The sequence below is a fragment of the Streptomyces sp. NPDC104831 genome, assembly GCF_055583025.1.
In genome coordinates, this window is the sequence record NZ_JBVJOT010000039.1 from 47312 (window position 1) to 65460 (window position 18149).

13 protein-coding genes and 1 CRISPR repeat array are annotated in these 18149 nt (G+C 66.7%); of the genes, 8 read left to right on the top strand and 5 right to left on the bottom strand.

Going from position 1 to position 18149, the window contains the following annotated elements:
• Positions 1-213: 213 nt before the first annotated feature.
• Positions 214-1104 carry a DUF5655 domain-containing protein gene (locus tag ACZ63H_RS25220; protein ID WP_469868613.1) on the bottom strand — a complete coding sequence of 297 codons (891 nt, stop codon included), beginning with the start codon at positions 1102-1104 and terminating at the stop codon, positions 214-216.
• A 775-nt stretch (positions 1105-1879) separates the two neighbouring features.
• Between ACZ63H_RS25220 and ACZ63H_RS25225 the strand changes: the two genes are divergently transcribed.
• Entirely contained in the window at positions 1880-2116 is a 237-nt protein-coding gene (locus tag ACZ63H_RS25225) for a DUF397 domain-containing protein (protein WP_469868615.1), read from the top strand.
• 89 nt (positions 2117-2205) lie between these two features.
• Positions 2206-3162 (top strand): helix-turn-helix domain-containing protein, encoded by a 957-nt coding sequence (locus ACZ63H_RS25230; RefSeq protein WP_469868617.1) that lies wholly within the window; start codon positions 2206-2208, stop codon positions 3160-3162.
• On the opposite strand, the gene ACZ63H_RS25235 is transcribed toward ACZ63H_RS25230, so the two are convergent.
• From ACZ63H_RS25235 to cas2, 4 genes are all read right to left on the bottom strand, one after another.
• Positions 3163-3960 (bottom strand): SAM-dependent methyltransferase, encoded by a 798-nt coding sequence (locus tag ACZ63H_RS25235; protein WP_469868690.1) that lies wholly within the window; start codon positions 3958-3960, stop codon positions 3163-3165.
• A 193-nt stretch (positions 3961-4153) separates the two neighbouring features.
• Entirely contained in the window at positions 4154-4648 is a 495-nt protein-coding gene (locus ACZ63H_RS25240; RefSeq protein ID WP_469868619.1) for an RNA polymerase sigma factor sigma-70 region 4 domain-containing protein, read from the bottom strand.
• A gap of 195 nt (positions 4649-4843) precedes the next feature.
• Complete coding sequence (locus ACZ63H_RS25245) at positions 4844-5110, bottom strand: hypothetical protein (protein WP_469868621.1); 267 nt, start codon at positions 5108-5110, stop codon at positions 4844-4846.
• A gap of 741 nt (positions 5111-5851) precedes the next feature.
• Positions 5852-7127: a CRISPR direct-repeat array (repeat unit 37 nt; unit sequence GTTGCGATCCTCGGCCGTCCCGGAGGACGACCGCCAC).
• Positions 7128-7316: 189 nt separating this feature from the next.
• Positions 7317-7607 carry a CRISPR-associated endonuclease Cas2 gene (gene cas2 / locus ACZ63H_RS25250; RefSeq protein WP_469868692.1) on the bottom strand — a complete coding sequence of 97 codons (291 nt, stop codon included), beginning with the start codon at positions 7605-7607 and terminating at the stop codon, positions 7317-7319.
• Between the two features lie 482 nt (positions 7608-8089).
• On the opposite strand from cas2, the gene cas3 reads away from it, so the two are divergent.
• The 6 genes from cas3 to ACZ63H_RS25280 all read left to right on the top strand — a co-directional run bounded on the left by cas3 (position 8090) and on the right by ACZ63H_RS25280 (position 17092).
• Positions 8090-10282: a CRISPR-associated helicase Cas3' gene (gene cas3, locus ACZ63H_RS25255; protein WP_469868623.1), complete on the top strand. Its 2193-nt coding sequence runs from the start codon at positions 8090-8092 to the stop codon at positions 10280-10282.
• Positions 10279-10989, top strand: coding sequence for a type I-C CRISPR-associated protein Cas5c (gene cas5c, locus ACZ63H_RS25260; RefSeq protein WP_469868625.1), 711 nt, complete (start codon positions 10279-10281; stop codon positions 10987-10989). Before cas3 ends, cas5c begins: the two co-directional genes overlap by 4 nt.
• A complete protein-coding gene (cas8c, locus tag ACZ63H_RS25265) occupies positions 10989-12869 on the top strand; it encodes a type I-C CRISPR-associated protein Cas8c/Csd1 (protein ID WP_469868627.1) in 1881 nt (626 codons plus the stop codon). Before cas5c ends, cas8c begins: the two co-directional genes overlap by 1 nt.
• Before the next feature lie 2 nt (positions 12870-12871).
• Positions 12872-13756, top strand: a complete 885-nt coding sequence (gene cas7c / locus ACZ63H_RS25270) for a type I-C CRISPR-associated protein Cas7/Csd2 (protein WP_469868629.1) — start codon at positions 12872-12874, stop codon at positions 13754-13756.
• 2467 nt (positions 13757-16223) lie between these two features.
• Positions 16224-16376 carry a divalent metal cation transporter gene (locus ACZ63H_RS25275; protein WP_469868631.1) on the top strand — a complete coding sequence of 51 codons (153 nt, stop codon included), beginning with the start codon at positions 16224-16226 and terminating at the stop codon, positions 16374-16376.
• A 167-nt stretch (positions 16377-16543) separates the two neighbouring features.
• Positions 16544-17092, top strand: coding sequence for a GNAT family N-acetyltransferase (locus ACZ63H_RS25280; RefSeq protein WP_469868633.1), 549 nt, complete (start codon positions 16544-16546; stop codon positions 17090-17092).
• Positions 17093-18149: the final 1057 nt, after the last annotated feature.

Below are 18149 nucleotides of genomic sequence, written 5' to 3' on the forward strand. Positions count from 1 at the left end.
AAGCAGGGAAGGAGATAGGAGGCGGGGGTCCCGCCAAGAGAACTGGGGGGAGGAGGGGAGAAAGGGAGGGGGGGGTTGTGGGGGGACAAACAGGGCCCCCCCCCGCACCATAGATAGTCCACCGCCACGCCCTGCCCCTACGTCGAAAGGCGCCGCCTACGGCCACCAACACGACACGAAGCACAGCCCCCAGGAGGCCGCAGCGGCAGGCGATCACGCCATCGCGTAGCTCGCCCGGAACAGCTCCTGCGCCCGCTCCACGTCCCTCGGCATACGCAGCTGCACCTCCAGATCACCAGTCCCGTGGTGGCCGAGACCGGACACGTCCCGGGTGAAGCCGGGCACCAGGTCGACCTCTTTCGGGTCCACCTTGAGGTACACGAGGAGCTTGGTCTTCTGCGGCGGGCAGACGCAGGCGAAGTTCCGCAGACGCTGATACGCCCGGTAGGTCTTGCGCTGGATGCGCGTCACGCCGTCCCCGAGGCCGAGCAGTGTTTCGTCGAGCGCCTGCACCAGCTCGTCCAGCCCCGCGCCCGGGCCGGCATCCCCTGCCAGCGCGACCGGCTTCCTGCGGGCCCCGCGCAGCGCCGGCTGCCCGCCGCTGACGGAGGCCACGGTCTCAAGCCCGAGCAGGTCCCTGCCGAAGTACCGGTAGCGGACCAGGTCGATGCTGCGCCGGTGCTCGCGCACGGCGTGCACGTCGTAGCGGGTGAAGTCCCCAGCGATGCAGATCAGCCTCGGGCTGCTCCACAGCACCTGGGCCGCGGTCGGAGCCCCGAGCCGGTCGCGGACCAGGCGCTCGAACTCGGCCCGGTGGTCCACGAGCCAGCTCAGGTAGAACAGGCCCTGGTTGATGACGCCGGCGTCGACACCGCGCTTGTACTCCACGACGACGGGCGATCCGTTCTCGTCCAGACCGAGTGAATCGATTCTGCCCCCGTGGACAGGCCCGGTGCTGTACTCACTCCCCAGGAACCGGATGCCCAGCAACGTCTCCATGTGTGCCTCGACCTGAGCCTGCACATCCGCTTCCGTCTCAGCAAGACGCGGCGCGACCTCGGCCGCGCCGCTTTGTGTCATGTGGAACAGCTTCAGGCTCCACACCTTCCCTTCCTCGGCTCCGAGATCCGTAACGCCGAGGGGCGCGGAATTGTTTCAACGAAGGTCGGCTAACTCGAAGGTGATGTGAGATCCTGCGCGTGCGGCCGTCCGATGGACATCGCGTCCCCCAGTCATCGGGAAGATGCGTTTCCCCCATGCGTCCCCCGGCGTCCGAGGGGACGGCGGGCAAGATCACGTTTCCCCAGGTCAGGCCCATGCCACAAGCACTAGAGCGGGCGCCTTCTAAACGCCTGCTCCATCGTTACAGGTAAGCCCTCCGGCCTGACTCCGGCTTCGGTATCCCAACTCAGGCCGCCGGCAAATCAGCAAGCCTCAGAAACCGCCGCGTACCAGAGCACGAGTCACCAGAGTGGTTGGCGTGGTGGCGGTCGGGTCCCGCGTTAGCCCGTCAACGTTTCCCTGGCGGCAAAGGCGGGATGGCATAGACACGACAGCTCACCATTGGTCCCCCCGATGCTGGACGCCACCCCACGCCACCGCACCCACGAGATTCGCCATGGCTCAAATTCGGCCATTCTCGCCCAGGCACACCACCCGGGCAGATGCTTAATCTGTTGATCTTACTAATCGCTTTCCATCGACGTGAGAACACTCTTTCGAGGGACACCGTCCAGGCCCGGTCAAGGCTTAGAATCTTGATCGTTCTCACGCCACGTGAAAATTTCACTTTGACGTGAAAAGACCCGTGGGTGTGTCCAGTTACGACAGTGCGGCGGTGAGTCGTCATCGCTGACTATGGACGGAAGGCAGGCGCGGCATGGGCAAGTGGGAAAACGGCATGGCGGCCAACCAGATCACCGGCGCGAGGTGGCAGAAGGCCAGGGCCAGCGATGCGCAGAACGACTGCATCGAAGTGGCGCGTCTCAGCGAGAATGAATACGCCGTACGCAACTCGCGGTTCCCTGACGGGCCGGCGCTTATCTACACCAGGGGCGAGTTCGACGCGTTCATCGACGGAGCGGGCAAGGGGGAGTTCAGCAACATGCCTGTCTAAAAAGAGGCGGGCAGCGCTTGCTCCCGGGTCAGGGGACTGTTCATCCTGGGCACGCGACGGGGGACCGTCGTTCACCGCGAGGAGATCGGATGTCCACTCAAGTGCTGGCCCTCATAGGCCGGGAGGGGCAAGCGCCGCCTGCATCGCCGCGCGCCGCAGCACAGCTCATCGGGGCTCTGCTGCGGCATTTGCGTGAGCAGCGCGGGCTGACGTTGGGGCAGGTGGCTGCCCGCAGCGACCCGGTGATCGGGGCCCTCGCGACGGTGCAGCGGTGCGAGAAGGCCACCAGCAAGACGCTCAAGGAGGAACGCGTCCGCGCCCTGCTCCGCTTCTACGAGGCTCCTGCCGAGATCTGCGAGGAAGTGGAGACGTTGTTGCAGCAGACCCGCGGTGAGCAGTGGTGGACGCACTATTCCGACGTCACCGGTGACATCATGATCGGCTTGCTGGCTCTCGAAGCCCAGTCCAAGGTGATCAAGACGTGCCACCACCTCCTCATTCCTGGCCTGCTCCAGACCGCCGGCTACGCCCGGGCGGTGATGGAGGACTTCTATAACACCTACCCGAGCCCGAAGGCTCGCGATAAGAACCGGGCGACCATGGAGCGGCGGTTGGAGCTACGCCTGCGCCGCCAACACATGTTCGACCAGCCAGACGGACCTGAGCTCACGGCGGTGATCCACGAGGTGGCTGTGAGACAGATGCGAGGCGGCAGGAACGTCATGCGTGAGCAGTTGCGACACTTGCACAACTTCGCTGAGAATAAGCCCAACGTGCACATTCGCATCCTGCCCGCCTCCGCGACGCGGTCCAAGCTGCCAGTTCATCCAGCGATGACGCTGTTCAAGCCCCGCGACTGTGCCACCGGCCGGACGATCTATCTGGAAGACATGAACCGCGGCGGCACTTTCTACTCCGAGCCGGGCGAGGTGGAGGTCTACCAGGCGTCGATCGACGAATGCTGGGACATGACGCTGAAGAAAAAGGAGAGCCTCGACTTTCTCTTGGAGTGCATCACCGATCTGTCTTCCGATTCCGTCGAGTAGTTACCTGATGCGGGCCACGGCGCCGAACTCGATCCACTCCGGGTTCGGGTCCCTCTGGCGCGGGGCGAAGTCACTGTCTGGCAGCCAGCGCGAGACCTCGACGGGTCTCTGGGTCTCCAGCAACTCCAGGTGCTCGAAATACCGCTCCACCTCTTGCGTCGAACGGACGCGACCCCACTGGTTGCCAGTGGCTCGCCGCATGAACTCCGTAACCTCGTGGCGCAGTTCGGGATCGTCACTCGCCAATTGGGAGATCACCATGTAGCTGCCGGGAGGCAGCCGCTGAGCGACTCTGTTCACCAGCGCCCACGGGTCATCGTCATCAGGGATGCAGTGCAAGACACTCACGAACAGGGCCGCTACGGGCTGACTGTCCCGTAGCAGGCGTCTGACTTCCTCACTCTCGAAGATCACGTCCGTGTCACGCATGTCGGCGCCGAGGACGGCCGTCGTCTCCGGATCCTCCGCCAGCATCATGCGACCGTAGCTGAGGACATCGGGGTCGTTGTCGATGTAGACCACTTCACTGGTCCCGTCGGCCTCCTGCGCCACCTGATGAACGTTCGGCCGAGTCGGCAAACCGGAGCCGTGGTCGAGAAACCGACGCACGCCATGCTGGCGGGCGAGGTAGCGGACCGAACGAACGAGAAATGCCCTGTTCACTAGCGCTAACTCGCGCGTACTGGGGGCAATGCGTAGTAATTCCTCGCACGCCTCCCGGTCTACAATGTAATTGTCCGTGCCACCGAGGAGGTGGTCATACATTCGGGCAACGCTGGGTTTGCTGGTATCAACGATGAGCCGCTCCCCACGCTCAGATCCCCGCGCCTACCCGCGCTGACGCGGGGCATCAACGGTGAGCCCCATGCTAGGAGGGTTGCTCGCCTGTTTGCTACCGGCCACCACCATCGGGCGATGCACCTACGAAGCAAATCAGCCGCCGCTCAACGCGCTTGACGCTCCGGCGCACACCAGACGGCATTCGACGGTGTCATATTCCCTGCTCGATGTTCAGCACGGCCCGGTTGTGCAGCAGCTCGAAGTCCGCTTCCGCCAGCCCCATGGCATGAGCCGCCTGGCGGTGCGTCAGGCCCATCTTGTGGCGCAGCACGAGTGCGTCGGCCTCAAGGCGATGGAGCACTCGGCGCAGCCGAGCGGCCGGCCCTGTCCGTCGGGTTGCGCACTTCTGCGACAGCAGGTCCCAGGCCGCCGCCGAGGGGGATGCGCTTCCCAGTACCGCCGGCCAGCGGAAGGCGACCTCCTGCAAGGCCGCGCGGGCGAGTTCACCACCGCGGTGCGGTGATCCGGCGGTGGTGCTGCTGAACCACCAGTAGACCGGCCAGTGGTCGTGGCAGAAGGCAGTGAAGGCGAGGGGAGCGCTCATCGGCGTCGCCAGCGGTCTGTGGGTCAGGACGGTGTCGAGGGGGCCCGGTTGAAAGGTCGCGCGCGACCCACCGGGGCCGTGGCGCTGCAGCATGGTGTTCACTCCGCGGGGTTCGAGGATGACTGCGGCAGCCCCCGCCGAGGGCACGGGCGCGCGCCGAGCGCCGGCGCGCCGCGGTGGTGCATCCATCGGGGGGAGGAAATGGGAGGGCGTCTGCTCGAAAAGCTCCGAGCAGACGCCCGGACCCGAGCCCGACCTGTCGCGGTCAGGAGGCAGGAAGGTCGGCTAACCGATGCGTCAGCTGGCGTAACGGATCTTCACGAAGGAGACGGCGCTGCGATCCGACCATGCCGACACCGTCACCATCATCTGCACTTCCGGCGGCAGAGCTCCGGGCCAGATGACGGCCACCGCCATGACCGCGACGGTCAGCGCGGAGCCGAACCGGAACGTGAGCAGGAAGACGCTGACAGCGGCCGTTTGGAAGAGGACCGTCAGCGGAATGCTACCCACGGGCGCCGCCGGTACAAGGCGTGCCAGCCCCCTGCGAACGTGCTGAATCAACTTCCGTACCTCCTGGTGCGTTGGGGTGACGAAGCACGAGGAGAAGGGTCCCGACGCGACGACCAGCCAACTTGGGGCCCTTCTGCGTGCATTCGCACGCTAGACCCGGCGCGCGGACTACAGCACGAGCTGACAATCGTGAAAACGGAGTGGGGAACTCTCGGCGAACGCGAACACAGAGGCCCGGCATCAGCCCTTCGCACCTAAAGGACTCACCCACTCTCTCAGTAGATGCCAGGAAGCGATCAAATCCGAACAGAGAATCTCCGCCCTTGTGAAAAACCCAGCCCCATCCTGCCGCGAGAATCGCTCTTTCAGGGGAACCGTATACCCGTCGCTACAGGAAGCCTGAATTCCTGTGGACTCACATGGGTAGCGAGTCAGGAGGGGGCCTGTCTCAGCCGCCGGCCGTGCCACCCTCCGGTAAGAGAAGCGAGATGGCATAGCACTGGAACGTCGGTTGGCCAAACCGAAAGGTGATCACCACAAGCGGCGCCTCCGCCGCCCAACTCACAGTTGAGGCGTTGTGATCTTCGATCAGCCCGAAGGGCGCCCGCCAGTCCACGGAATTGGCGCCGTGGGCGCCTACCAGGTCATGTTGCGGTCCTCGGGCTGCCCCGAAGGGCAACCGCCAGTCGTATCGACGCTGGCCCAGTGGCGCTCGATCATCCAGTTGCAATCCTCGGCCGTCCGGGCGCCCGCCAGGGTGAAGCCGACCGTCGGCACGCAGTCCCAGGCGTCGTTGCGATCCTCGGCCGTCCCGGAGGACGACCGCCACAGCCCGGCCGCCGCCGTCACCAGGTCCGGCGTGGGGTTGCGATCCTCAACCGTCCCGGAGGACGACCGCCACCCCCGCCGACCGGTGAGCATCGAGCACGAGCGGATGTTGCGATCCTCGGCCGCCCCGGAGGACGACCGCCACCTGGTCGAAGGGCATCAAGCCCGCGTTCGATGCGCTGTTGCGATCCTCGGCCGTCCCGGAGGACGACCACCACAGCGGCAACCGCGTGGTCGAGCTGGTCGAGCGAGCCGTTGCGATCCTCGGCCATCCCGGAGGACGACCGCCACCCGCGCCGGCGGCCGCGCTCGCCACCCGCGTACAGTTGCGATCCTCGGCCATCCCGGAAGACGACCGCCACGCCGGGGCGTTCTTCCTCTCCGTACCAGTCATCAAGGTTGCGATCCTCGGCCGTCCCGGAGGGCGACCGCCACGGCGCGGCCATCAGCCACAGCGCGTGGGGGTTGTAGTTGCGATCCTCGGCCGTCCCGGAGGATGACCGCCACGCGCCGCCGTCCATGCTCGCCGGGCGCCGGTGCCAGGTTGCGATCCTCGGCCGTCCCGGAGGACGACCGCCACCGTAGAGCCGCTGTGGGTCGTGTCGCCCGGCCATGGCGTTGCGATCCTCGGCCGTCCCGGAGGACGACCGCCACGCCCGGGCAACTGTGCGCGTTGGGGTTCCACTCGTTGTTGCGATCCTCGGCCGTCCCGGAGGACGACAGCCACTTTCCCTTGTTTTAGCGATGAGGTCGGCCGTCTTGTCGTTGCGATCCTCGGCCGTCCTGGAGGACGACCGCCACCAGGATGTGGTCCAGGTTGCCGCGGCCCGTGCCGGGGTTGCGATCCTCGGCCGTCCCGGAGGACGACCGCCGCCGCCCGCGCCATGGCCGCGGCGGTCACCGCTGGGGTGTTGCGATCCTCGGCCGTCCCGGAGGACGACCGCCACGCCAGCCGGAGCCCTTCCCCGTACAGGAGCCGGAGACGTTGCGATCCTCGGCCGTCCCGGAGGACGACCGCCACTGCGCCAACCCGGTCATCGTCAACGGCATCACCGTGTTGCGATCCTCGGCCGTCCGTGAGGACGACCGCCACCGGCCGCGGCGTCTGCCCCGTCTGCCAGCGCGAGATGTTGCGATCCTCGGCCGTCCCGGAGGACGACCGCCACTCAGGCAGGCGAGTTTCTTGTCGCGGTCGACGCCGTAGTTGCGATCCTCGGCCGTCCCGGAGGACGACCGCCACGCTGCCTGAGCAGCAAAATCAGCCTACCGCTCGCTCCCGAGTAGTGGAGTGATAGGCGACAGAGTTACTGAATACGGACATTCGACTTCGGTGCGATCCGCGTGTCGCGTGTGTGCTTCCGGCTCCGAAGCAGGCGGGCGAGAGGAACACGCATCCGCCCGTCGGTCGTCTAGCGGGCGTCATGGTCCGTCAGAGTACAAGGTCTCCACGATGGGGCTGGACCTGTGCGATGCCGAGAGTCTGGACGTGGTCGAAGCCTTCGACGGGCAGCCGGTAGAGCCGGATGCTGTCGGTGTCGGAGTCGATCATCTGGTCGAGGTCATGGAGGAGGGTGAGGAGTGTCTTTTCATCGGCGATGATCTCGAAAACGGATTTCTGGACCCGCAGGCCGTGGCCTTCACAGAGTTTCGCGACGCGGCGAAGGCGGCGTTGGCCAGCTGGGCTGGTGGTGTCGACGTCGTAGGTGAGCAGCAGGTCCATCAGGCGGCCATCCAGGGGGAGATAGCGATCTCGGTCACCCTGGAGGACGACCGCCACAAGCCCTGGCGACTGGCCATCCTCACGATGGACGAGATGTTGCGATCCTCGGTCGCCCCAGAGGACGACCGCCACCAGCTGGACCTTCAGCGGGAGCAGAACCTTCTGGTAGTTGCGAACCTCGGTCGCTCCAGGAGGCAACCGTCGGCGCCCCGTTTCTGGGACGCACCACCCCGATCAGCATGACACAGAGGCGGGATCACCGAGCACTTCAGTGGCGAGCTGTATAGGTCAGTCGACAGCTGCTTTGCGGGCACCAGCGGCGTATCGCTGCAGGCCAAGTCCAGTTGTCAGTGGCGGTAGTTAGCCTTCGTCCGTGCACGGTCGGCTGCCTCCGCCGGCTTCGTGGTTCTGCGCTGCTCTGGCGGCTCAGGCTGGCTTAGATGGTCGGGTGGGGTTTGTCCTACTTCTTGTGAAGGGGAGTCATGCGGGATCATTTATGTCTCTTCGCACATAGTGTGAATGCTTCTGGTCGACGGCACCTGCTCGTTGATCATCTGCGAGCGGTTGCCGGGTTGGCCCGTGAGTTCGCTTCGCCGTTCGGGGGCGGAGATCTGGCGTTCTGGCTCGGATTGCTGCACGACGTCGGCAAGGCCACCGAGGAGTGGCAGCGACGACTGCTGGCGGTCGAAGGCACAAAAGAGCCGGTCGGAATCGATCACAAGGCCGCAGGTACAAGGCTGTTGATCAACAGTTTCGGCTTCGACGCGTTCGCCTTACCAGTCCAAGGCCACCATGGAGGCTTGACGAGCCCGGGCGAGCTGGAGCAGTACCTCGCCTCACCCGAGCGGGACCTTACGGCGGAGGAGCAGGCCGTGCGGCGCCTGAAGCCTCTGATGCCGGAGTTGTGCAATCCGTCGCCGGTGCGGTGGCCGGACGTCGCCGGAGAGGCACTTGGTGGCGAGTTGCTGACGCGGATGCTGTTCAGCGCGCTGGTGGACGCGGATCATCTCGACACGCAGGTCCATGTCGGCAAGCGCCGGGAGCATGTCGGTGCGACGGTGACTATGGCGGAGCTGCTGGACCGGTTCGAGGACTCGCGGGGCTTACTCCTGGCCCGGCGGGAAAGGTCCAGTCCGATTGATCCGCTGCGTGCCGAGGTGTACGAGGCATGTGTGAAGGCTGCCTCGCTACCGCCCGGTTTTTTTAAGTTGGCGGCGCCGACGGGGTTGGGCAAGACCATGGCGAGCGCGGGATTCGCGCTGCATCACGCTGCCCAACACGAGTTGCGGCGGGTTGTGGTGGCGGTGCCGTTCATCTCAATCACCGAGCAAAACGCGGACGTCTACCGGCGGCTGCTGCGCTCCACTGCGCGTGATGCGGTGCTGCTGGAGCACCACAGCAGTGTGGACCTTGACCGGCCGGGCGGGCGTTGGCAGCGGCTGGCCGCGGAGAACTGGGACGCGCCGTTCGTTGTGACCACTACGGTGCAGTTGTTGCAGTCGTTGCACGCCCGCCGCCCTTCAACGATGCGGAAGCTGCACCGTCTGGCCGGGTCGGTGCTCGTGCTTGACGAGATCCAGGCATTGCCGGTGCATCTGCTGATTCCGATCCTGACCATGCTGCGGCAGTTGGTCGACCATTTCGGTGTCACGGTGCTGTTGGCCTCCGCCACCCAGCCGGAGTTCTGGGATCTGGCGCCGCTGCGCGAGGTGGCTCCGATGGAGATCCTTTCGGATCCTGCCGAGTTGCAGACGCGGGTCCGCCGCATCCGTCCGATGCACTACCGCTGGTGGACCGAACCACGGCCGACGCTGGACCAGGTAGCCGCTGAGGCGGCCGGACACCGCCAGGTGCTGGCGGTCGTCAATACCGTCGACCATGCCCGCCGGTTCTTCGCTGCCGCCGAACGCCACGCCCCCGAAGGGGTGGCCGTGCGGCATCTGTCCACCCGCATGTGCCCGGAACACCGGCGGGCCACGCTCGCCGACGTGGAACGACTTCTGGAAGAAGACCATGCAGTCGTCCTGGTTTCTACCCAGCTCATCGAGGCCGGCGTGGACGTGGACTTCCCGGTGGTCTACCGGGCGATGGCGCCTGCTGAGGCCATCCTTCAGGCGGCCGGCCGCGCAAACCGCGAGGGGCGCCGTGCTGAAGGCGGACTCGTGGTGATCTTCAGCCCGTACGAGCAGGGGATGCCGCCCTCCTACGGCCTGCCGGTCGCCGAGACTCGTCGCCTGTTCGGCCCCGGTCGGCCGGATCCCGACGATCTCAGCTCCCTGGCCCGTTACTTCCGCCAGTACTACGGCACGCTGCCGCGCACGGCTATGGGAGCCGAGCTAATCGATGCGCGGGAGGCGTGGAACTTCCCCGCCGTGGCCGACGGCTTCCGCATGATCGAGGACGACGGGGTGCCCGTCGTCGTGCACTACCAGCGCCCCGACAGGGATGACGTACCCATCGCGGCATGGCTGGAGCGGCTGCGCCGCGACCCAGCCGACGGCTGGAGGCTGCTGCGTCAGCTGCAGCCCTACACGGTCTCACTGCGGATCAATCTGCTGGACAAACCCGAAGTCGCCGGCCGGCTGCGACCGGTCCTCGGCGACCTCTACGAGTGGACCGGCCACTACGACGACCGCCTCGGCCTGCACATCCCGACCGACGAGGACACGCCATGACCCAGCCGCACGTGCGCAAGCGCACCCCGTACCCCCCACTGGTGATGGACATCAGCGGCGAGCACGCCTGCTTCACCCGCCCTGAACTCAAAGCCGAACGCGTCAGTTACCCCGTAATGACCCCCAGCGCAGCGCGCGGGGCACTAGAAGCGGTCTTCTGGAAGCCAGAATTCCACTACAGGATCCTGAAGATCGAGGTCCTCAACGACATCCGCTGGTTCAGCATTCGCCGTAACGAAGTCACCGAAGCACCCAGCCTGCGCACCGTCGCCCAGGGCGGCGCTGCCTATCACTTCTACGCTGCTGCGCATCGGGACCAGCGCAACATGCTCGGACTGCGCGATGTCGGCTACCGCATCCACGCCACCATGGAGCTCAAGCCACATGCCAACAGCCCGGTCGCCAAGTACCGCGACCAGTTCCGCAGGCGACTGGAGCGCGGTGCCTGCTTCACCCACCCCTATCTGGGCTGCCGCGAGTTCTCCTGCACCGCCTTCGGCCCACCGGACCCCAGCCGTACACGCATCCGCCGGTCTGAGGACCTGGGGGTGATGCTCCTGGACATCGATTACAGCGGTGAGAGCCCCCGCTCCTTGTGGTTCACCGCCCAGCTCGCGGACGGGATCCTCAACGTTCCTCGCGAGGGCATTCACGATCCCGCCCGGGACCAGCTCATTCCGCCTGTCAACGGGCAACAGGGGGCCTGATGTTCCTCACCCGTCTGACTGAGTACGCCACCGCGCACGCTGATCACCTGCCGCCGCCCTTTCACCTGGAAAGCGGCGTGCACTGGATGGTCGACCTCAATACTCAAGGGCAGCTGACTACCACCGACCTGCAGCCCATTCGCGACCCCGCCGATCCCACGGGCCGCCGGGGCTTGCCCATGCTCGTCCCTTCCATCGGCCGCACCTCCGCCGTCGTCCCACTCCTGGCCAGCGACAAAATCGAATACGCACTCGGCTGGCCCGACCCGAAGAAGGCCGACGACCCCAAGGCGCAGGCACGAGCGGCTCGCTACCACCAAGCCTTCTGCACCCTGGTGGCCCAATGGGCTACCGACTGCCCCGACGACCAGACAGCCCAGGCCCTGCGCGCCTTCCTGGCCTCCGGCCAGATCACGCGAATTACCCGACCACCGAAGTACACCTCAGCAGACGTCGTAGCCTTCCGTGTGGAGGGGCAGATGGCGCACAACAGCCCCACCGTGCGAACGTACTGGCCCTTGATCGTGCAGAGCCGGAAGTCCTCCGGCCTGCACGGACACTGCCTGGTACACGATGGCCACGGACCGCTCCTGAAGCGGATGCCGCGCTCTTTACGCCCCAATCTGATTCCCGCCGTCGGCTACGACCCGGACAGCAAGGCCGAACGCAAGCAGACCCAAGGCCCGGCCCTAGTCAGCGTCAACCAGTCCGCCCACGGCTTCAACCTGCAGACCGAACTGACGCACATCCCGATCTGCGAAGGCTGCGCCGAGTCAGCGACCGCCGCCCTGGAACACCTGCTCAAGCACCGCGACCAGCGACGCACCATCGGCGACACGGCATTGGTCTGGTGGATCGCACCCGTCCCCGGCACGGCCAGCCGGGCCGAGCAGCCGCAGGGCCCGGTACGTCTGCTGTTCAAGCCCGACCCCGCCAAGATCGCCGCAATGATCGACGCACCACGCAAAGGCACGGCCATCGTCTCCGGCACCGCGCGCACCGACATGTTCTGTGCCGCCACCATGTCCAGCAACGCCGGCCGCGTCGTCATCCGCGACTGGATCGACATCCCGCTGCCCGAGGCAGAAGCACACATCGCCAGCTGGTTCGCGAACATGCAGGTAACCGACCCCTGGACCGGCCAGCGCCGCTTCTTCTCCGTCTACCGGCTCCTCCTCGCGCTCGGCCGCTGGCAGGCCGGACGCGGAGCCAGGCCGGGCTCCTACGCCCCCCTGGGAGCATCAAGCGCCCGCCGCCCCGTCTGGGCTCAGCGTGAACTCCTGCAGGCCGCCCTCAACGGCACCCCGCTGTCGTCCTCGATGCTCTCCCACCTGCTGCTGCGCATCCGCACCGACGGCCGCTTCGACCTTCCCCGGCAGGCCCTGATCCGGCTATGCCTGACCCGGTCCCACCCCAACCACGCCCAGGAGCTGTCCATGGCCCTCGACTCGGAAGACGACACCCCCGCCTACGTGGCCGGCCGCATGTTCGCAGTCCTCGAAGCCCTCCAGTTCGCCGCCACCCGCGCCGGGGGGGCAGCCCTCAACACCACCATCGCGGACCGCTACTTCAGCCGTGCCGTTACGAGCCCGGCCACCGTTCTCGTGCCGGCGCTGCGCAACTCCAAGGCGCACCTGAAGAAGCTGCGCACCCACAACCGCGAGAAATCAGCCGCCTTCTTCGCCCGCAGCCTCGACGAACTCACCGGACGCCTGCGCCCGTTCCCCACCCATCTGGCCCTGCACGACCAGGGACTGTGGCTCAACGGCTACGCCGACCAACGCAACCACGACATCGCCCGCTCCCGCGAGCGGGGCCTGCCCACCAAGGAACTCGTCCCCGACACCGAGACCACCGACGACACCACCACCAAGGAGTGACCATGATCGCCATCCCCGCACACCTGCTGGACCCCTCCCGCCGCCACGACATCGTCCTGCTCTTCGACGTCCACGATGGCAACCCCAACGGTGACCCCGACGCCGGAAACCACCCCCGCATCGACACCGAGACCTATGACGGTCTCGTCACGGACGTCGCCCTCAAACGCAAGATCCGCGACACCATCCCCCTGCTGCACCCCGACGACCCCCGCTACAAGATCTTCGTCGAAGCCGACGTCGCCCTGAACGCCAACATCGAACGCGGTTTCACCGGCGCCGCCGTCAAACCCACCCAGAAGCCGACCCCGGCCGAACGTCAGAAAGTCCAGCAGTGGATGTGCGACAACTTCGCCGACATCCGGCTCTTCGGCGGCGTCCTGTCCACCGGTGACGCGCGCGCCGGACACGTCCGCGGCCCCCTGCAGATCACCTTCGGCCGCAGCGTCTCCCCCGTCCACCCTGTAGACCACGCCATCACCCGCGTCACCCAGACCAAACAAGCCGACATCGACAACGGTGAGCAGACCGAGATGGGCTCCAAATGGACCGTCCACTACGGCCTTTACCGCGCTCACGCCTTCTACAGCGCCGCCCGCGGCCAGCAAACCGGCGTCACCAGCGACGACCTGCGCACACTGTGGACGGTCCTTCAGCACATGTTCGACCACGACCGCAGCGCCACCCGAGGCGAAATGGCCACCCGTGGCCTGTACGTCTTCACCCACGACAACGCCTTCGGCAAAGCCCCAGCCGCCACCCTCTTCGACCGGCTCGCCATCACCCCTCTGTCCGACGAACCACCCAGGTCCTTCAGCCACTACAAGATCAATATTGACGAGAGCGACCTCCCTCCGGGAATCACCTTTCATCGCCTCATCGGGTGAACCACGAAGAGGCGGCTGCAGGACGGAACGGCCGAGGGTCGCAACTTCCAGTTCCACGGGATCGCGACCGTGGAGCCGCAGAGTGGCGGTCGCTCTCCGGGGCGACGGGGATCGCAACGTGATGGCGCGCCAGGCGGCGTAGGGGTTGCCGTGAGGTGGCGGTCGCTCTTCGGGGCGACCGAGAATCGCAACGTCGCACAGAATGGGATCTTCGCCCCGGTCGGAGTGGTTGCGGCCGTCCCACGGGACGGCCGAGAATCGCAACTGAGACGTCGAGTCCGGGATGCTGCCCCCGGAGCTAGTGGCGGTCGTCGTCCGGGGTTCGCAACATTCACCGGGCTCTGCGCGGCTGGCAGGTACGTACCGTGGCGGTCGTTCTCCGAGATGACCGAGGATCGCAACCTCATGAGGTAGGTGCCGACGCCTTTGATCCACCACTGTGGCGGTCGTCCTCTGGGACGACCGAGGATCGCAACCACAGTGCGCCGGTGATCAAGTTTCCGGCCTGCTCGGCTGGCGGTTGTGCCCCGGTGCGGCCGAGGATCGCAACTTCGCCCACCACACGACACGACCCACCCGGTTTCCTTGCGGGGCAGCGTCGCCTCACGGATCCCCGTTTTGCTGGCTGCGATCGCAAATCCAGCGTCCCCGAGCGCATCACAGGAACGCGAACTGCATGAGGAGCCGAGCGCGCGTCCTATGCGCAAGGACGGTCGAGCCACGAGACCCCCGCCAATCCCACGATGGGGAACAGGAGGGGGTTGCCAGCCTCGGCCACCCCTAAAGGCGACCGTCAGGGCCAGTCCTCGAAGGCGTCGATGGCGCGGGGGTGGTTGCGATCCTCGGCCGCCCCGAAGGGAGACCGCCAGTGACGGCCTTGCCGCCAGCGTTGCTATACCAGTGATCGTTGCGATCCTCGGCCACCCCGGAGGGCGACCGCCACGGCCGTGCGGTCCTCGGCTGCCCCGGAAGGCGACCGCCAGCTCGGCGAGGGCGTCTTGCTGCTCACGGGTGGTGAGCTGGTTGCGATCCTCGGTTGCCCCGGAGGGCGACCGCCATCTGATCCCGGTGACCTCGGCCACCGTGCAGTTCACCGCGTTGCGATCCTCGGTGGCCCCGAAGGGCGACCGCCAGGAGAGTGCTCACCGACATGGGATACGGCGTCTCGGCGTTGCGATCCTCGGCCGCCCCGGAGGGTGACCGCCACGTCGCCGTCAGGGCTGAACATGACGCCGTCGAGGCTGTTGCGATCCTCGGCCGTCCCGGAGGACGACCGCCACTCGGAGGCCGGGTCGAGCTTGGCGATGGCGTTGGCGTTGCGATCCTCGGCCGTCCCGGAGGACGACCGCCACCCTCGGTGGCCGTCACTGCAACGTCCCCGCCGATGCCGTTGCGATCCTCGGCCGTCCCGGAGGACGACCGCCACAAGGGCGGCTGGTACGCACACGCGCACGTCCCGGAGTTGCGATCCTCGGCCGTCCCGGAGGACGACCGCCACTTCCTCCCAGTCCGCCAGCTGCCGGCCGGAATGGAGTTGCGATCCTCGGCCGTCCCGGAGGACGACCGCCACATCCTCGGTCGCCCCGGAAGGCGACCGCCACACTGCTTGAGCAGTGAAAACAGCCTACCGCTCACTCCTATGTGGGTGAGCATCGAGTAACAGAGTTGCTGAATACGGACATACAACTTAGTGCAATTCGCGTGTCGCGTGTGTGCTTCCGATTCCGAAGCAATCGTGAGGAAGGAACACTCATCCAACTGTCGGCCGTGTAGCGGACATCATGGTCGTCAAAGTACGCGATCGCCATAGGGAGGCTGGTGGAGGGCCTGCGCTCTGGCGCCCCACAGGAGGCAACGTCCTGCTCCGCTGGGCCGATGCCCTTCCGGTCCGGGCTCCGAGCCGGGCTGGCCGGGGCTGGCCGAGCGGTTGCAGGACGCACTGGAGGCCCCGTCGGCCGGACCGGCCGAGCCCGCCCCCCCCCGGACGGCCCATGGCCGGTCGCATCACCCGGACAACTGCTTACTTGACTGGTGGCGCTGGCGGCTGACGTCGCCCAAGACCGCGCCTGGGCAGCAGACAGGCTGGCTCGGGGCTGTGAGCCGGTGACGGTGATGGCTGGGCGAGCGGCCCCTATGTCCCCGGCAGCCCGCCACACCTACGAAACCAGGAGCCCACCTGAACAGCGACGCGATAGACCTGATGCCCCATCAGAACGAGCGTCAAATGAGCGTCAAGACACCTCGCAGAGCGTCATTTCAGCGTCAAGATATCGCCCGTAACGCCCATAGCGCACATCATGCGCACCCACCGAAAGCGCAGGTCAGCGGCCCTTTCCGGCAGGCTCCAGGATCGCCACGCACTCCACATGATGCGTCATCGAAAACAGGTACTCGCCTCCACTTCAGTGGGCACCTACGCCGGGCAAGTGATCATGGCCGGGTACCTTCGCCGGGTTCCCCCCTGGTGGTGCGCAGGGCCCTGACGGTGTTCCCCGCCCTGTTCGTGCTGGCGGCGAGCGTCAATCCGACGACCGCGCTCGTGTGGTTCCAGGTCGTGCTGTCCTTCGGCCTCCCGTTCATCCTCGCCCCCCTGCTCCTGGCCACCCGGGACAGGAACTGATGGGCCCCTTGGTGAACCGCCCGGCGACCACGGCCTGTGGCGCCCTGGTGGGAGCCGCGGTCGCCTGCCTCAACCGCAGCCTCTTCCTGCCATGACCACCTGCCGCGGCGCGAACCAGGGCCGCAGTACGCTGTGTGCCCGTCGGCGACGGAACGAAGCGAGAACCCATGCGTACCGGACCCGAGACCGACACGGACAGGCCGGCCAACAGGACACGGCTGCGCCCCGCGACCGCGGCGGACGCCGGCTTCCTGGCGGAGGTGCTGCTAGAGGCGTTCAACTGGGCCCAGCCGCGGTTCACCCTGGAGGAAATCCTGCGGACGCCGAGCATCGCGCACTACATCACCGGCTGGCCCCGGCCGGGCGACTTCGGCGTGGTGGCCGAGGACGGCCCGGGCCGCCCGCTCGGTGCCGCACGGGCACGGACCTTCCCCGCCGACGATCCCGGCTACGGCCATGTCGACCCTCAGGTACCAGAACTGACGCTCGGTGTCCTTGCCGAGTACCGCGGACGCGGCACAGGCGCCGCCCTGCTCGACGCACTGGTGGCGCAGGCGGCCCGGGCCGGCGTCGACCTGAGCCTCAGCGTGGAGGACGGCAATCCGGCCGTCCGCCTCTACGCCGCCCGCGGTTTCGTGGCGGTCGGCCGCGAGGGGGAGTCGGACACGATGCTGATCCGGCTCACCGGCACACCCGCGGGCGGCCCCCGGGCCTGACCGGCACCGCGCGCGACGGACAGCCCCCGAGCGTCGGCGGGCGGCGCGCCTTTCGGCCTTCGGCAGTCAATAAGTCGCAGCGGAACCGTTCGGGCGCCACGGCGGCGGAAGCAGGAGCGGCAAGAATCCAGCTCGTCGCACTGCCGATCACAGCACCGGTCCGAGGAGGCCCCGCCCAGCACCAACACCTTGCGCAACCCGAGACGGACCAAGATCCGGGCCATTTCCGGACCAGACCCCTCCAGCGAGCTGCACCAACTGCTGTTTCCCCTGGTCAGCTGGGTGCAACTGCTGTACCACCAGCAGACCAAGAACCTGCTGGGTGCTCTACTCATGCGACCGAGCAAGACCGTTTGACATCAGGAATTATCGACACCTCTGCCTCACGGACTTCCCACATGCCAGCCGACCAGCGATGCAACGCGTCTGACACCTCACCAGAATGGACGTCACGAGCGTCATTTCCGCGTCAAGCAAGATTTCGCCCGTAACTCCCACACCGCACATAATATGTGCGGGCAGAATCGCAGGTCAGGACGCCTTCGCGGCCGGTTCAAGAATCGCCACGCACTCCACATGATGCGCCATCGGAAACAGATCGACCCTCACAGCGTCCCGCTATCCTTGAAACTCGTCGAGTGGGCTCAGCTCACCATCCTTCCGCAGGCGGCTCACCATTCCACATCCGCCACACAGGTCAGCGCTCGCTGGAGCAGTGACTACCCATCGCCGACCTGGCACAGAGGCCACGCCCCGTACTCACACCGCTGCCCCGCACTGAACCTGCCACCGTACGCCGGCTGGACGGGGGCGGTTGCGATCCGCTCAGTACGGATGTGCCGCGACCGCATCGAGCTGGTTCTCACGAGGCCGCGAACCGTGCCTCCGCATCGTAAGGCAAATGGTCTGACAGTGCGGCTGTACGGCGGTGACACTCCGCCTGCAAGATCCGGTGTCCGGCCGATGCTCGGCGGCCCCGTACCGGCACCCCTGCCCGCCGGCCTTGATGTAGCGGCTCTCCGCGCGAGCGGGAGTGCGCCGCGCCTCGTCAGGCCTG

Excerpts from the sequence above, each read along its gene's own strand:
- cas7c (WP_469868629.1), top strand. The coding sequence starts at position 12,872 with ATGATCGCCATCCCCGCACACCTGCTGGACCCCTCCCGCCGCCACGAC.
- cas2 (WP_469868692.1), bottom strand. The coding sequence starts at position 7,607 with ATGGACCTGCTGCTCACCTACGACGTCGACACCACCAGCCCAGCTGGC.
- cas5c (WP_469868625.1), top strand. The coding sequence starts at position 10,279 with ATGACCCAGCCGCACGTGCGCAAGCGCACCCCGTACCCCCCACTGGTG.
- cas3 (WP_469868623.1), top strand. The coding sequence starts at position 8,090 with ATGCGGGATCATTTATGTCTCTTCGCACATAGTGTGAATGCTTCTGGT.
- ACZ63H_RS25280 (WP_469868633.1), top strand. The coding sequence starts at position 16,544 with ATGCGTACCGGACCCGAGACCGACACGGACAGGCCGGCCAACAGGACA.
- ACZ63H_RS25225 (WP_469868615.1), top strand. The coding sequence starts at position 1,880 with ATGGGCAAGTGGGAAAACGGCATGGCGGCCAACCAGATCACCGGCGCG.
- ACZ63H_RS25230 (WP_469868617.1), top strand. The coding sequence starts at position 2,206 with ATGTCCACTCAAGTGCTGGCCCTCATAGGCCGGGAGGGGCAAGCGCCG.
- cas8c (WP_469868627.1), top strand. The coding sequence starts at position 10,989 with ATGTTCCTCACCCGTCTGACTGAGTACGCCACCGCGCACGCTGATCAC.